This window comes from Pseudomonas sp. MF08875, from assembly GCF_059862525.1.
Genome location: NZ_JCBCUW010000034.1, coordinates 19,321 through 34,964, shown reverse-complemented (window position 1 = coordinate 34,964; position 15,644 = coordinate 19,321). Strand labels below are relative to the sequence as shown.

Sequence of the window (15,644 nt, the reverse complement as noted above, 5' to 3'; positions counted from 1 at the left end):
GCAGGTGGTTGCCACAAGGCATCTGTGATGAAATGCGACCCCACCCTTTATCGCGCCGCACCGCCATCACTTGCCGTGAAACCCCGCCTGATTCGCCACCTGTTCCTGCCGCCCCTGGTCATCCTGCTGATGATCGGCCTGGGTTTTGCGGGCTATCGGGTCAGCGAGCACTTTGCCGTACGCGCCCTCGCCGAGAGCGGTGAGCGGCAACTGGAGCTCAACGCCCGCGCGGTGGAGAGTGAAATCAGCAAATACACCTACCTGCCCAGCCTGCTGGAGCTCGAATCCAGCGTCTCCACCCTGCTGGCCGACCCCAGCCCCGAACACCGCGAGACCGTCAACACCTACCTCGAAGGCCTGAACCGGCGCAGCCGCAGCCGCGCGATCTACATCATGGACACCACGGGCAGGGTGATGGCCACCAGCAACTGGCGCGACTTCGACAGTTACCTGGGTGAAGACCTGTCTTTTCGCGCCTACTTCCAGAACGCCGTGCGCGGCCAGCCCGGGCGTTTCTACGGCATCGGCAGCACCAGCGGCGAGCCCGGCTACTACCTGGCCCATGGCCTGGAAGAACAAGGCAAGATCATCGGCGTGGCCGTGGTCAAGGTGCGCCTGGAAACCATGGAAGAACGCTGGCAGCGGGCGCGCCTGGAGGCCTTCGTCAGTGACGAGAATGGCATCATCATCCTCTCCAGCGACCCGGCGCGGCGGCTCAAGGCCGTGCGCCCACTGAGCGAAGACACCAAAGAACGCCTGGCCCGCAGCCTGCAGTACTACTGGTTTCCGCTCAACGAGCTGCAACCCTTGGCCCGCGAACGCCTGGCCGAAGGCGTGGAGAAGCTCACCTTCCCCGCCAACACGGAGCTGGAGGCCGAGGACACGCAAGTCAGCTACCTGTCCCAGACCCGGCCCCTGAGCGACACCCCGTGGAACTTCACCCTGCTCACGCCCCTGCAGGACCTGCAACGCCAAGCCGTCAACCAGGGCATCCTGGTGGCCGTGGCCTTCGCCCTGGTGGCGTTTTTCCTGATTGCCTGGAACGAGCGACGCAAGGTCATCGCCACGCGCCTGGCCGCCCGCGAGGCCTTGCAGGAAGCCAACAACCAGTTGGAACGGCGCATCGCCGAGCGCACCGACAACCTGCGCGCCAGCAACGAACGGCTCAAGGCGCAGATCCGCGAACGGCGCCTGGCCGAAGAAACCCTGCGCCGCGCCCAGGACGAACTGGTCCAGGCTGGCAAACTGGCGGCCATCGGCCAGATGTCCACCAGCATCGCCCACGAGCTCAACCAACCCCTGGCGGCATTGCGCACCCTGTCGGGCAACACCGTGCGCTTCCTTGAACGCGGCGCCCTGGACACCGCCAGCGCCAACCTCAAGACCATCAACGAATTGATCGACCGCATGGGCCGCATCACCGCCAGCCTGCGCGCCTTCGCCCGGCGCGGCGACGACCAGGGCCAGGCGAGCCTGGGCAAAGCCGTGGACGCCGCCCTGCAACTGCTCGGCACCCGTATCGAAACCCTGCCGCTGCAGGTGCACCGCCACTTCGACGACGTGCAAGTGCGCATCGACCAGACGCGCCTGGAGCAGATCCTGGTCAACCTGATCGGCAACGCCCTCGACGCCATGCAGGCCCAGCCGCTGCCACAGCTGTGGCTCGAAGGCGAGGCCAGCCCCGGCAAGTACCGCTTGCGGGTACGCGACAACGGCCACGGCATCGACGCCGAGGCCCGCAAGCATTTGTTCGAACCCTTTTTCACCACCAAACCCGGCGAACAAGGCCTGGGCCTGGGCCTGACGCTCTCGGCCAGCCTGGCCGCAGCCACCGGCGGGCAGCTGGGGGTCGAACACCCGGCCAGCGGCGGTACGGCATTCGTGCTCAGCCTGCCTGCGATCGGCCCCACTCAGAACGAGCCGTCATGAACCAAGTGAACGCTGTGAACAACGACCTCATCGTGCTGATCGTCGAAGACGACCCCCATGTCCTGCTCGGCTGCCAGCAAGCCCTGAGCCTGGAAGACATCCCCTGCGAAGGCGTGGGCAGCGCCGAAGAAGCCCTGGCGCGCATCGGCGACAACTTCGCCGGCATCGTCATCAGCGACATCCGCCTGCCGGGCATCGATGGCCTGGAACTGCTGACCCGCCTCAAGGCCCGCGACAAGAGCCTGCCGGTGGTGCTGATTACCGGCCACGGGGATATCTCCATGGCCGTGGGCGCGATGCAAAAAGGCGCCTACGACTTCATGGAGAAACCCTTCTCCCCCGAACGTCTGGTGGACGTTGCCCGCCGCGCCCTCGAGCAGCGCAGCCTGGCCCGCGAGGTCTGGGCGCTGCGCCGGCAACTGGCCGAACGCGACTCCCTGGAAGGGCGGATCATCGGCCGCTCGCCGGCCATGCAGCACTTGCGCGAACTGATCGCCAACGTCGCCGATACCTCGGCCAACGTGCTGATCGAAGGCGAAACCGGCACCGGCAAAGAGCTGGTGGCGCGCTGCCTGCACGACTTCAGCCGCCGCCAATCCCAGCAGTTCGTCGCCCTCAACTGCGGGGGCCTGCCGGAAAACCTGTTCGAGAGCGAAATCTTCGGCCACGAGGCCAACGCCTTCACCGGCGCGGGCAAGCGGCGCATCGGCAAAATCGAACACGCCCACGGCGGCACGCTGTTCCTCGATGAAGTGGAAAGCATGCCCCTGCCCCTGCAAATCAAGCTGCTGCGGGTGTTGCAGGAACGCACCCTGGAACGCCTGGGCTCGAACCTGAGCGTAGCGGTCGATTGCCGGGTGATCGCCGCCACCAAGTCGGACCTCGATGAACTGGGCCGCGCCGGGCAGTTTCGCAGCGACCTGTACTACCGCCTCAACGTGGTGACCCTGGAACTGCCGCCCCTGCGCGAGCGGCGCGAAGACATCCTGCAACTGTTCGAGCACTTCTTGCAGCAGTCGTCCCTGCGCTTTGACCGCACCGCGCCGGAGCTGGACAACCAGACCCTGTCGAGCCTGATGAGCCACGATTGGCCGGGCAACGTGCGCGAATTGCGCAACGTCGCCGAACGCTTCGCCCTGGGCCTGCCGGCTTTCAAAAAATCCGGCACCCCCAGCGACAGCCAGGGCATGGGGTTTTCCGAAGCGGTGGAAGCGTTCGAGCGCACCTTGCTCAACGACGCCCTGCAACGCAGCGGCGGCAACCTCACCCAGGCCAGCCTGGAACTGGGCATGGCCAAGACCACGCTCTTTGACAAGGTCAAGAAGTACGGCCTCAACCACTAAGCGAGAACCCTGTGGATTTATTGCTCAAGGCAGCCCTGGGCGCGGCGGTGGTGGTGATCCTCGCCGCCCTGGCCAAGACCAAGAACTACTACATCGCCGGCCTGGTGCCGCTGTTTCCCACCTTCGCCCTGATCGCCCACTATATCGTCGGCAAGGGCCGCTCCCTGGACGACCTAAAGACCACCATCGTGTTCGGCATGTGGTCGATCATCCCGTACTTCATCTACCTGGCGACCTTGTACCTGATGGTCGATCGCCTGCGCCTGGAAGCCTCCCTGGCCGTCGCCGCCGTTGCCTGGCTGATGGCCGCCACCGTGCTGGTCAGCGTCTGGGTGCGCCTGCACGCCTGACCCCCCGTAGCCAGCGGGCTCGCCCGCGCTGGGGTGCGCCGCAGCCCTAAACCCGGGCCAGCCCGGTTGCTACAACAACAGCGACGGTGGGGTTTCGAGGCCGGCCCAGTGGCCGGTGTCCTGGCGATGGCGTTTCAGGTAGGGCAGCACCGCCGCCAGTAGCGGCGCCTTGAAGGCCTCCTGGAAACGGTGGGCCAACCCCGGGATCAGCGCCAACTGGCTGCCGCGTATGTGCGCGGCCAGGTGTACGCCGTGCATCACCGGCAGCAACGGGTCGGCGGTGCCGTGGACCACCAGGGTCGGCACCCGCAGTTGGTTGAGCAGCGCCACCCGGCTCGGTTCGGCGAGGATGGCCATGATCTGGCGCTCCACGCCCTGGGGGTTGAACGCCCGGTCGTAGGATTGCGCCGCTTGTTGCAGCAACTCGGCGCGCTCGTCCGCCACTTGCGGGCTGCCCAGGGCGGCGAGCAAGTCGGCCTGTTGCTCCAACGCCACCGCGCGGTTCGGCGCACTGCGCCGCGACAGCAATTGCACCAGCGCCGCCGTGGGCGCCGGCAGGCCTTCGGCGCCGGAGCTGGACATGATGAGCGTCAGGCTCTCGACCCGTTGCGGCGCCAGTGCGGCCATGTGTTGGGCCACCATGCCGCCCATGCTCACCCCCAGCACGTGAAACTGGCGCACCTGCAACGCGTCCATCAGCCCCAGGCCATCGGCTGCCATCTCGCTCAGCGAATAAGGCGCCGCCACCGGCAGGCCGAGTTTGTAGCGCAAGGCCTCGAAGGTCAGGTTGGCGCTGGCCGGCGCCTGGCGCCAAGTGCTCAGGCCGACATCACGGTTGTCATAGCGGATCACCCGAAAGCCCTGGCGGCACAGTGCAACTACCACCTCGTCGGGCCAGTGGATCAACTGCCCGCCCAGGCCCATCACCAGCAGCAGGGCCGGGTCCGAGTCACGTCCGATACTTTGGTAGGCCAGGCTGACCTGGGGCAGATCGACCCGTTGGGTCGCCACCGCGACATCGCAACGCGAGGCCGCAAAAGAAGGCAGGCCGAACAACAGTGCGGCCAGCAAAAACAATACACGCATGAAAAACACCGAAACGCAGAACCCCAGTAGAACGCGAGTCTGATGATGTTTTTGCCAGCGCGCTGCCACAGTTGCGTGACAGTTTGATGAAGATTGCTTCAGTGGTCGTACGCCACCGCGAGCAGGCTCGCTCCCACAAGCCTTCGGTGGGAGCGAGCCCGCTGGCGATGACGCCCGTCGCAACAATGAACCCCTTAAGCCAACTGGTTACGCAACTGCCGCGCCGCCGCCACCATGTTCACCAGAGCCGCTTCGGTTTCGGGCCAGGCGCGGGTTTTCAGGCCGCAGTCGGGGTTCACCCACAGGCGCTCGGCGGGGATGCGTTTGACTGCCTTGGCCATCAATTTGACCATCTCGGCGGTGTCTGGCACCCGTGGCGAGTGGATATCGTAGACGCCCGGGCCGATGTCGTTGGGGTACTCGAACTGCTCGAAGGCCTCCAGCAGCTCCATGTCCGAACGGGAGGTTTCGATGGTAATCACGTCGGCGTCCATGGCGGCGATGGCTTCGATCACGTCGTTGAACTCGCTGTAGCACATGTGGGTGTGGATCTGGGTTTCATCGGCCACCCCCGAGGCGCTGAGGCGGAACGCTTGCACCGCCCAGTCCAGGTACTCCTGCCATTGCGCCCGGCGCAGCGGCAAGCCTTCGCGGAACGCGGCTTCGTCGATCTGCACGATCTTGATCCCGGCCTTCTCCAGGTCCGTCACTTCGTCGCGCAGGGCCAGGGCCAGTTGCTGCGCCTGCACCTGGCGCGACACGTCTTCGCGGGGGAACGACCACATCAGCATGGTCACGGGGCCAGTGAGCATGCCCTTCATCACCTTGTCGGTGAGGCTCTGGGCGTAGGTGATCCAGTCCACGGTCATGGCTTTGGGCCGGCTCAGGTCGCCGTAGATCACCGCCGGTTTGACGCAGCGCGAACCGTAGCTCTGCACCCAGCCGAAGCGAGTGAACAGGTAGCCGTCCAGTTGCTCGGCGAAGTATTCGACCATGTCGTTGCGCTCGGCCTCGCCGTGCACCAGCACGTCCAGGCCCAGGCGTTCCTGCACTTGCACGGCGTGGCGGATTTCGCTGTGCATGGCGTCGGTGTAGTCGTTGGCCGACAACTTGCCTTGCTTATAGGCCTGGCGCGCCAGGCGAATCCCTGCGGTCTGTGGGAAAGAGCCAATGGTGGTGGTCGGGAACACCGGCAATTGCAAACGGGCGCGCTGCAAGGCGATGCGCTGGGCGAACGGCGCGTGGCGCTGGCTATCGGCAGGCTTGATCGCAGCGATCCGCGCCTGCACCTGGGCCTTATGGATGCGCGGCGACTGCGCACGGCTGGCGGCCACGGCGCGGCTGTCAGCCAGGGCGGCTTGCACCTTAGGCGCCTGCGGGTCGTTGAGGGCGTCGCGCAGCACCGAGATTTCCCCGCACTTTTGCACGGCGAAGGCCAGCCAGCTCTTGAGTTCCGGGTCGAGCTTGTCTTCGCGCTCCACGTCCACCGGGCTGTGCAGCAGCGAGCAGGACCCAGCGACCCAGAGGTTGTCGCCAAAGCGCTCCTGGGCGAATTGAAGTTGTGCCAGTGCCGCTTCCAACTCGCAGCGCCACACGTTGCGCCCGTTGACCAGGCCCACCGACAGCACCTTGTAGGTGGGCAAGCGGTCGAGTACGGCGGTCAGTTGTTCCGGGGCGCGCACGGTGTCGATGTGCAAGCCGTCCACCGGCAGGCCTACGGCCAGCCCGAGGTTGTCTTGCAGGCCGCTGAAGTAGGTGGCCACGAGTTTTTTCAGGGGCGAGTACTGAAGGATGTGGTAGGCGCGCTCGAAGGCGCTTTTCCAGGCCTGGGGCAGGTCCAGGGTGAGGATGGGTTCGTCGATCTGCACCCATTCCACGCCTTGGGCGGCGAGGCGGCCGAGGATTTCGTTATAGACCGGCAGCAGACGCTCCAGCAGTTCCAACTTGTCGAACTCGTTGCCCTTGGCCTTGCCCAGCCACAGGTAGGTCAGCGGGCCGATAATCACCGGTTTGACCTTGTGGCCCAGGGCGTGGGCTTCGGCCACTTCGTCAAACAGCTGTTCCCAGCTCAGTTGGAAGGTCTGCTCGGCGCTGAACTCCGGGACCAGGTAGTGGTAGTTGGTGTCGAACCACTTGGTCAGCTCCTGGGCGTACTGGGCCTGGCCGTGCTCACCGCCGCAGCAGGTGGCGGTGGCACCACGGGCCATGGCGAACAGGGTGTCCAGGGTCGGTAGGCCGCGTTCATTCAGGGCACTGGCGAAACGCTCGGGGATCACCCCCAAAGCCAGGGAATGGCCCAGCACCTGGTCGTACCAGGCAAAGTCGCCCACCGGCAGCAGGTCGATGCCGGCGTCTTTTTGCAGTTGCCAGTGCTTGGCCCGCAGGTCACGGCCCACGGCTTGCAATGCGGCCTGGGTCAGGTCGCCCTTCCAGTAGGCCTCCAGAGCCTTTTTCAATTCGCGGTCGGCGCCGATACGTGGAAAACCGAGGTTGTGGGCTAGTGCCATGACGATGTCGCTCCCTATAAAAGATGGCGCCATTGTCGACACCCAACCCAACATGAGACAAACTCAATGTATTCGTGTTGAACACAAGTTTTACTCATGGAGACTGCGGTGCTCGAAATCCGTCACTTGAAAACCCTGCATGCCCTGCGCGAAGCCGACAGCCTGGTGGAAGCCGCCGAACGCCTGCATTTGACCCAATCGGCGTTGTCCCACCAGTTCAAGGAACTGGAAGAGCGCCTGGGCATGGCGCTGTTCGTGCGCAAGACCAAACCGGTGCGTTTCACCAGCGCCGGGTTGCGCCTGTTGCAACTGGCCGATGCCACCCTGCCGCTGCTGCGCGGCGCCGAGCGCGACATCGCACGCCTGGCCGGGGGCACCGCCGGGCGCCTGCACATGGCCATCGAGTGCCACAGTTGCTTCCAGTGGCTGATGCCCACCATCGACCAGTTCCGCGACGCCTGGCCGGAAGTGGAACTGGACCTGGCCTCGGGTTTCTCCTTCGCCCCGCTGCCGGCCCTGGCCCGTGGCGACCTCGACCTGGTGGTGACCTCCGACCCGGTAGAGCTGGCGGGCATCACCTATGTGCCGCTGTTCACCTACGAAGCCATGCTCGCGGTGGCCAACCAGCATGCGCTGGCGAACAAGGCCTACATCGTGCCCGAAGACCTTCTGCGCGAAACCCTGATTACCTACCCGGTGGAACGCGATCGCCTGGACATCTTCACCCGTTTCCTGGAGCCGGCCGACATCGAACCGGCGCAGGTGCGCACCTCTGAACTGACGGTGATGATGATGCAACTGGTGGCCAGCGGGCGGGGCGTGTGCGGCATGCCCCACTGGGCGCTGCATGAATACAGCTCGCGCGGCTACGTGAAGGCCAAGCGCCTGGGGGAAAAAGGCCTGTTCGCCACGCTCTACGCCGGCATCCGCGCCGACATGCTCGACGCGCCGTACATGCGCGATTTTTTGCTCACCGCCAAAGACACCTCGTTCTCCACCCTCGATGGGGTGAGCGCGGTACGTTGAGCCACCGGCCCCGCGAGCTCATGTGGGAGCAGGCTTTTTGTGGGAGCGGGCTCTGCCCGCGATGAGGCCCGCTCAGCCTCTGTACCTCTAGGGGCTGGCATGCCGCCATCGCGGGCAAAGCCCGCTTCCACAGAAAGCGGGGTAATAGACGGGGGTCAAGCCCGCCGCTGTTCCAGCATCAAACGCACCGCCAAGGCTGCCAGCACAAAACCCATGACGTAGCGCTGCACCGCCAGCCACAGCGGGTTGTGCACGAACCACGCGCTGATCCCGGCGGCGAACACCGCGATCAGCAAGTTGACGAAGAAGCTCACGCTGATTTGGGTCATGCCCAGGATCAGGCTCTGGGTGAACACCGAACCGTGCTCGGGGTTGATGAACTGCGGGAAGATCGACAGGTAGAACATGGCGATCTTGGGGTTCAGGGCGCTGGTGAGAAAGCCCATCAGGATCAACTTCCTCGATGAATCGGCCGGCAATTGCTGGGCCTCGAAGGGCGAGCGCGCCCCCGGTTTCAGGGCCTGCCAGGCCAGCCACAGCAAGTACAACGCGCCCGCCCACTTGAGCACTTCATAGGCCATCGGCACCGCCATGAACACTGCGGTCAAACCCGCCGCCGCCGCGAACAGGTGCACGAAAAACCCGGCCACCACGCCCACCAGCGAGGTGATGCCGGCCTTGCGGCCCTGGCAGATCGAACGGGAAATCAGATAAATCATGTTGGGCCCCGGCGTCAGCACCATCAACAGCGCGGCGGCGGCGAATACAAGCAGGTCGGGAATAGGAATCATGGAGCAGTCCTTGTACGAAAAAGGTCAGGCAGTGGTGAGCAAGGTGTCGCGGTAAAACGGCAGGATCAGGTCGCGGGTCAGGGGGGCGAGCGTCAGGTTGCCCTCGGTGAGTGGGTCGATCCACTGCACTTCTTCAATCTCCGCCGCCGGCTGCACCGGGGCGTCGATGTGCAGTTGGAACAGTTCGGCCTGCACCTCAAAGCCCGGCTCATTGGCCGCCGGGGCCGAGAATACGCCCAAATACCGGGCCTGGGCCGGGTCGATCCGCAGGCCCAGTTCCTCCAACAGCTCGCGGGCCAGGGCCTGCAACGGCTGCTCGCCAGGGTCGATCTTGCCCCCCGGCTGCATAAAGGCCTGGGTGCCGCGCTTGCGCACCAGCAGGGTGTGACCATTGGGCCCTAGCAACAGGGCGGCGGCGATACGGATGATGGCAGGCATGGCGACTCTTGGGCTTGGGCGGCAAAGCCGCAAATATCCCACGGCCTCGCAGGATTTGCAGCTACCCAGTGGCAAATTGAACGCACCTGCCAGCGAAGGCCCACGACCCCGGCTATGCTCTTGCTGCCCCGCGCATAAACGCCATGCCCGGCCCATTGCAGTTATCAGGAGGGGAGGCCCTATGAGTCCGAGGCGCATCAGGTTTGCAGTACTTAGGCCCTCCCGATGAAAACAGCCCCCGCGCTGACCAACCGGCGCATCCTGATAATCGATGACACGCCTTCGATACATCAGGACTATCGCGACATCCTCGCCCCGCCCGCCCCCGCCCCAGGCACGCTGGGGCCGCGCCCCTATTTCGAGCTCGATTCGGCCTACCAGGGCGAAGAAGCCCTGGAACTGGTGACCCGCGCCGTGGCCGAGGGCCGGCCTTATGCCATGGTGTTCACCGACATGCAGATGCCGCCGGGTTGGGATGGCCTGGAGACCATCGAACGGCTGTGGCAGGTTGACCCGCACCTGCAAATCGCCCTGTGCACGGCCTATTCGGACTACACCTGGGAAGCCATGGCCCAGCGCCTGGAGTTCGGCGACCAGTTGCTGGTGCTGAAAAAGCCTTTCGATAGCCTGGAAATCCGCCAGATGGCCAACGCCCTGACGTGGAAATGGCAAATGGCCCAGGACGCGGCGAGCAAAATGCTCAGCCTGGAGCGCACCATCGAGGAGCGGGTGCATGAGCTGCTCAAGGTCTCCCACCTACTGCAATACGACGTGCTCACCGAGTTGCCCAACAGTACGCTGCTGGGCGATCGCCTGACCCAATCCCTGGCCCTGTCGCGGCGCCACGATAAACAACTGGCGGTGATGTTCCTTGGCCTGGACCGTTTCAAACGCATCAACAACGCCTTGGGCCACCCCATCGGCGACGAAATGCTCAAGCGCGTGGGCAAGCAACTGGTGGCCACGGTGCGGGCCTCCGACTCGGTGTTCCGCTACGGCTCTGACGAATTCGTGGTGATCCTCGCCGACATCCACCATCCCCAGCAGACCAAGCGCATCGCGCAAAAACTCCTGGCCGCCGTCAGTGCGCCGCAGCACATCGCCGCCCACGACCTGAGCGTGACCGCGAGCCTGGGCATCAGCATTTATCCCGATGACGGCTTCGACGCCCTGGCGCTGATAAAGAAAGCCGAAACCGCCATGCGCAACGTCAAGGAGTCCACGCCCAACGATTTCGGCTTTTTCATCGAAGCCATGAACCAGCAGGCCCGCGAGCAGCAAGGCATCGAAAGCGGTATTCGCCTGGCCCTGGCCCGGGGCGAATTCGTGCTGCATTACCAGCCCAAGCTGAACCTGCAATCGGGGCGGATTGTCGGCGCCGAGGCGTTGATCCGCTGGTTCAAACCCGACCACGGCTGGGTCTACCCCTCGGACTTCATCAGCGTCGCCGAAGACAGCGGCTTGATCGTACCCCTGAGTAAATGGGTGCTCTGCGAGGCCTGCCGCCAGGCCTGCGCCTGGCAGGCCCAGGGGTTGGCGCCCATCAGCCTGTCGGTGAACGTTTCGGCCATCGACTTCCGCCAACGCGGTTTCGTTGCCAGCATCGAGCAGATCCTCGCTGAAACGGGCCTGGACCCGACCCTGCTGGAGCTGGAAATCACCGAAGGCGTGCTGATGCAGAACGTCGACACCACCGTCGCCACCCTGCGCGCCATCAAGGACCTGGGTGTACGCCTGGCCATCGACGACTTCGGCACCGGCTATTCGAGCCTGAGCTACTTGCGCCGGTTTCCCATCGACGTGCTGAAAATCGACCAATCCTTCGTGCGCGACCTGAGCACCGACAGCAACGACGCCGCGCTGGTCGGCGCCATCATCAGCCTGGGCCGCAGCCTGAACCTGAACATCATCGCCGAGGGCGTGGAAACCCTGGCCCAACTGGCCTTCCTCAAAGCCCAGCAGTGCGAAGAGGTGCAAGGCTACCTGTTCAGCAAAGCGGTCGACCCGCAGACCTTCGCCCTGCTGCTCAAACACGGCCTGCAAATGCCCGAGGCTTGATGCGCGCCCCCTGTGGGAGCGGGCCCTGCCCGCGATAGCGCCTGCCATGCCATTAGCTGTTTAAGGGCAGCAATGCCGCCATCGCGGGCAAGCCCGCGCCTACACAGGTAAGCTGTGGCGTTGCCGTGGCCTGCGTGGCAGGCCAACACAAGTCGACGTTGATCGACCGAAGCGTCCGAACCCAAGGAAACCGTATGAGCCTGTCCCTCCTGAGCCGCTACGCCTTCTTTGCTGCGTGCGTGCTGTTTACACTCGCCAGCCTGCCCTTTTTGCATCACGACTGGCTGTGGCCCTTCGCCCTGGTCACCGGGCTGTTGAGCCTGTTGGGGTTGTTCGACTTGCTGCAAAGCCCCCACGCGGTGCGGCGCAATTACCCGATTCTGGGCAACATCCGCTATCTGGTCGAAGGCATTCGCCCGGAGATCCGCCAGTACTTGCTCGAATCCGACAGCGATGCCCTGCCCTTCTCCCGCGCGCAGCGCTCCCTGGTGTATTCGCGGGCCAAGAATGAAAGCGCCGACAAGCCGTTCGGCACCCTGATCGACGTCTACCAGTCAGGCTTCGAGTTCATCGGCCACTCCATGCGCCCGGCACCGTTGAGCGACCCGGCCGGGTTTCGCGTGATCGTCGGCGGCCCGCAGTGCACCCAGCCGTACTCGGCGTCGGTGTTCAACATCTCGGCCATGAGTTTCGGCTCCCTGAGCGCCAACGCCATCCGCGCCCTCAACCAGGGCGCCAAGCTCGGCAATTTCGCCCACGACACCGGCGAAGGCAGCATCAGCGCCTATCATCGCGAACATGGCGGCGACCTGACCTGGGAACTGGGCAGCGGCTACTTCGGCTGCCGCACCAGCGATGGCCGTTTCGACCCCGAGCGCTTCGCCGCCCAGGCGCAGACACCGCAAGTGCGCATGATCGAAATCAAGATGAGCCAGGGCGCCAAACCCGGCCACGGCGGCATCCTGCCCAAACACAAAGTCACCCGGGAAATTGCCGAAACCCGCGGCGTGCCCATGGGCGAGGACTGCATCTCGCCCTCGCGCCACAGCGCGTTTTCCACCCCCATCGAGCTGATGCACTTCGTCGCCCAGTTGCGCGAACTGTCGGGCGGCAAGCCGGTGGGCTTCAAGTTCTGCCTGGGCCACCCGTGGGAGTTCATGGGCATCGCCAAGGCCATGCTGGAAACCGGGATCCTGCCAGACTTCATCGTGATCGACGGCAAGGAGGGCGGCACCGGCGCCGCGCCAGTGGAGTTCACCGACCACATCGGCGTGCCGCTGCGCGAAGGCCTGCTGTTCGTGCACAACACCCTGGTGGGCCTGAACCTGCGCGACAAGATCAAGCTCGGCGCCAGCGGCAAGATCGTCAGTGCCTTCGACATCGCCAGCGTGCTGGCCATCGGCGCCGACTGGGCCAACTCGGCGCGCGGTTTTATGTTCGCCATCGGCTGCATCCAGTCGCAAAGCTGCCACACCAACAAGTGCCCCACGGGCGTGGCCACCCAAGACAGCCTGCGCCAGCGCGCCCTGGTGGTGCCGGACAAGGCCCAGCGCGTGTTCAACTTCCACCGCAACACCCTCAAGGCCCTGGCCGAGATGCTCGCCGCCGCCGGCCTGGACCACCCCGCGCAACTGTCGGCCAAGCACCTGGTGCGGCGCATGTCGGCCACCGAAATCAAACTGTTCTCGCAGTTGCACGTGTTCCTCAAACCGGGCGAATTGCTCACCGGCGAGGTCAACGGCGAGTTCTACTCGCGTATGTGGCAAATGGCCCGGGCGGACAGTTTCGAGCCCCACGAAGAAGCGCTAGCCTGACCCTCCCCTAAAAAAACCCCGCCCAACCGGACCACCGAAGGCACGTTGCACAAGGAGTACATCATGCCTTTACTGGATTTCGACGCACTGGCCCGGCACCTACCGGGCCCCTGGGCCTCCACCGTACTGGGCCAGGTCGGCCCTGCGCGCATCAAGGTGCTGCGCATGGACGCACAGGCCTACCCACAGGAAACCCATGACTACAACGAAGGCTTGCTGGTCATCAGCGGCTGCCTGCGCCTGGACATTGGCGGCGCGGTGGTGGAAGTCGGCCCGGGCAACCTGTACCTGGTGCCGGCGGGGCAGGCCCATAGTGTGCTGGCGGGCAGCCATGGGACGTTGGTGATTGTGGATGTTTAGGGCACGACTTACTGCCCCAACTTCATGTTGTAGTGCTCGCTGTGCAAGATGGGCTTCATATAGATGTAACCTTCGGCGCCCACCACGTAGATGTCGTAGAACCTGTGACTCACCACTGGTTTTAGCGAATGCTCCGGCACTTTCTCGCGAAAGGTCTTTTCACTGATCGTTAACACATTAGTTGCCCCCAAACGCGGCATCATTTCCGGCAAAACGATAAAGTTCACATTCAATACATACTTCAAGGCCGGTATCACTTGGGTCGAGCCCTGTGCACCGGCCAGCCAGCCCCGGGTGGAGATATTGACCATATAGAACATCTGAACCTGTTGTAACTTGGTATCGGATAAAAGTCTTTCAGCCAGCCCCTGAGAGACACTGTCGGTGAAAATTTTCTGCACATTCAAGACCCGACCATAGGCGTATGAAAACGACAACATCGCGACGACCGGCACTACTAACAAAAAGCCCAGCGGCGCATAGATGCGAACCAAGGCCTGCCAAGCCAGGTAAAAAATACCCACAAGCAGCGCACCCAACCCCAACATTAGCCTGGCTCCGTCATTAAACTCTTCAAACACCATTGCCAGGCCTGAAACGGAAACAAGCAACACCACCACCGCCACACCACTGGCCGCCATTAACAATAATTTATGAGCACCTGAATTGGCCGAGCGCACAATTCGCACGCCCATTAACCCGCCCCCCACCGCCACCAATAACAATAGCGCCCAACATAACCAGGCGTTCCCGGCGTTATAAAGCATGCCGACCCTGTAGGCGGTCAGCGACAGGTTTTCGCCCATGCGCACAAACCAGTTTGAATCCAGCGCCAGTAGCGCAGTTCTGTCCGCGTTCGTCAGTTGATGCGCGGTCAGGTAGTAAATAAGTACCCCTGCCCCCAGTTGGGCCAACCTGCGGCCCATCAACAACCACACCCGGCTCATGCGCAGGTGTTCGTTGATACAGCGAATCAACTCCACACAACATAACCCTACAAACACATTGATATTCATCTGGTAAAAACTTAGTGCCACTGCCAACAGCCCACTGGGAAAAATGATTCGCCCTAGCAACGTTCGCCCCGAAATCACCATCGCATAGATAACCGCCGCCACGCCCAGCGCCATCGCGGGGCCGTCATATTGATAAGACAGGTTTTGCAAAAAGAACGGGCTGTACCAAAGCGGTATAACGATAAAACAGTGGGCAAGCGTGACGGCTGGAAAATAATGAAAGACCAAACGCCGAAGGGCAAACGCCATGACCAAGGTAGAAGCCAATAAAGGCAAGGGAAATATATTCGGCGCCCCCTCTGTAAACGACAGGCCCTGATAAAGCCATTGGGTGAGGATACGGCCCTGTTCTTTCCAGGCCAACCCAGCCAGCTGAGCTCGCCAACTGTCATCGATATAAAAATAATCCGCGAGTAACAACGGATAAATAAAGGCATAACACGCGACTGTAAAAAATATCAGCACCTCCCGCCCGCTCAGTTCCCGCTCAAGGTAAAAGTATCTATTCATCGATCACCCTCGCGAAACACCACCAAACGGGAAAACAAAAAACCACATACCAAACTCACGCCACTGAAGATCAGCAGCGTCAGCAACCCATGCAGTTCGAAGTAATCTCCCGCCGCACCTACTATTAGGCTCAACAGCCCCATAAAACTGACAAACAATAAGTACCGTCCCACCGAAGTCTGGCTTTCAAACGTATAAAGCGCGTTCACATAAAACGAGAACGACGCGGCAAAACAAAAGGCCGTGAAGTTACTCACCCGTTGGCTCAGGCCAATGCCTGAATGCAGGACGTAGAAGATCTGCCAGTGAATCAGGGTATTGGCCACGCCGATAAAGGCGTAGGCGACGAATCCTTTCCATGTGCTTTTCATCGCGGCTCCGGTCATGGGTGCCTGCGGGCGACAAGCCCAACCTAG

At 63.1% G+C, this 15,644-nt stretch carries 13 protein-coding genes; 7 read left to right on the top strand and 6 right to left on the bottom strand.

Going from position 1 to position 15,644, the window contains the following annotated elements; translation table 11 throughout:
* Positions 1 to 27 precede the first annotated feature (27 nt).
* From aauS to AC19YT_RS19100, 3 genes are read left to right on the top strand one after another with little or no spacing between them, the layout of a single operon-like run.
* Positions 28 to 1,929: a two-component sensor histidine kinase AauS gene (gene aauS / locus AC19YT_RS19110; RefSeq protein ID WP_095107999.1), complete on the top strand. Its 1,902-nt coding sequence runs from the start codon at positions 28 to 30 to the stop codon at positions 1,927 to 1,929.
* On the top strand, positions 1,926 to 3,272 hold the full coding sequence (aauR, locus tag AC19YT_RS19105) for a two-component response regulator AauR (protein ID WP_500596792.1): 1,347 nt from the start codon (positions 1,926 to 1,928) through the stop codon (positions 3,270 to 3,272). The genes aauS and aauR overlap by 4 nt, the downstream gene beginning before the upstream one ends.
* Before the next feature lie 20 nt (positions 3,273 to 3,292).
* Positions 3,293 to 3,622: a GlpM family protein gene (locus AC19YT_RS19100; protein ID WP_176465074.1), complete on the top strand. Its 330-nt coding sequence runs from the start codon at positions 3,293 to 3,295 to the stop codon at positions 3,620 to 3,622.
* 69 nt (positions 3,623 to 3,691) lie between these two features.
* Here the strand turns inward: AC19YT_RS19100 and AC19YT_RS19095 are convergent, their stop codons facing one another.
* Both AC19YT_RS19095 and metE read right to left on the bottom strand, forming a co-directional pair.
* Entirely contained in the window at positions 3,692 to 4,708 is a 1,017-nt protein-coding gene (locus AC19YT_RS19095; protein WP_500610831.1) for an alpha/beta fold hydrolase, read from the bottom strand.
* A gap of 194 nt (positions 4,709 to 4,902) precedes the next feature.
* Entirely contained in the window at positions 4,903 to 7,215 is a 2,313-nt protein-coding gene (gene metE, locus AC19YT_RS19090) for a 5-methyltetrahydropteroyltriglutamate--homocysteine S-methyltransferase (RefSeq protein ID WP_500610830.1), read from the bottom strand.
* Positions 7,216 to 7,323: 108 nt separating this feature from the next.
* Between metE and metR the strand changes: the two genes are divergently transcribed.
* A complete protein-coding gene (gene metR / locus AC19YT_RS19085; protein WP_095107995.1) occupies positions 7,324 to 8,241 on the top strand; it encodes a transcriptional regulator MetR in 918 nt (305 codons plus the stop codon).
* 155 nt (positions 8,242 to 8,396) lie between these two features.
* Here the strand turns inward: metR and AC19YT_RS19080 are convergent, their stop codons facing one another.
* Both AC19YT_RS19080 and AC19YT_RS19075 read right to left on the bottom strand, forming a co-directional pair.
* Entirely contained in the window at positions 8,397 to 9,032 is a 636-nt protein-coding gene (locus tag AC19YT_RS19080) for a LysE family translocator (protein ID WP_500610829.1), read from the bottom strand.
* A 24-nt stretch (positions 9,033 to 9,056) separates the two neighbouring features.
* The gene (locus AC19YT_RS19075) at positions 9,057 to 9,470 is read right to left on the bottom strand and encodes an NUDIX hydrolase (protein WP_095107993.1); all 414 of its coding nucleotides are present in this window, start codon (positions 9,468 to 9,470) and stop codon (positions 9,057 to 9,059) included.
* 225 nt (positions 9,471 to 9,695) lie between these two features.
* Here AC19YT_RS19075 and AC19YT_RS19070 point away from each other — a divergent pair, with 225 nt between their 5' ends.
* The 3 genes from AC19YT_RS19070 to AC19YT_RS19060 all read left to right on the top strand — a co-directional run bounded on the left by AC19YT_RS19070 (position 9,696) and on the right by AC19YT_RS19060 (position 13,702).
* Positions 9,696 to 11,528: a putative bifunctional diguanylate cyclase/phosphodiesterase gene (locus tag AC19YT_RS19070; protein WP_095107992.1), complete on the top strand. Its 1,833-nt coding sequence runs from the start codon at positions 9,696 to 9,698 to the stop codon at positions 11,526 to 11,528.
* 194 nt (positions 11,529 to 11,722) lie between these two features.
* Positions 11,723 to 13,342 (top strand): FMN-binding glutamate synthase family protein, encoded by a 1,620-nt coding sequence (locus AC19YT_RS19065; RefSeq protein WP_095107991.1) that lies wholly within the window; start codon positions 11,723 to 11,725, stop codon positions 13,340 to 13,342.
* Between the two features lie 63 nt (positions 13,343 to 13,405).
* Complete coding sequence (locus AC19YT_RS19060) at positions 13,406 to 13,702, top strand: cupin domain-containing protein (RefSeq protein WP_500610828.1); 297 nt, start codon at positions 13,406 to 13,408, stop codon at positions 13,700 to 13,702.
* Between the two features lie 8 nt (positions 13,703 to 13,710).
* Here AC19YT_RS19060 and AC19YT_RS19055 read toward each other — a convergent pair whose 3' ends face one another.
* Both AC19YT_RS19055 and AC19YT_RS19050 read right to left on the bottom strand, forming a co-directional pair.
* Positions 13,711 to 15,228, bottom strand: a complete 1,518-nt coding sequence (locus tag AC19YT_RS19055; RefSeq protein WP_500610827.1) for a glucosyltransferase domain-containing protein — start codon at positions 15,226 to 15,228, stop codon at positions 13,711 to 13,713.
* A complete protein-coding gene (locus AC19YT_RS19050) occupies positions 15,225 to 15,599 on the bottom strand; it encodes a GtrA family protein (RefSeq protein WP_500610826.1) in 375 nt (124 codons plus the stop codon). Before AC19YT_RS19050 ends, AC19YT_RS19055 begins: the two co-directional genes overlap by 4 nt.
* Positions 15,600 to 15,644 lie beyond the last annotated feature (45 nt).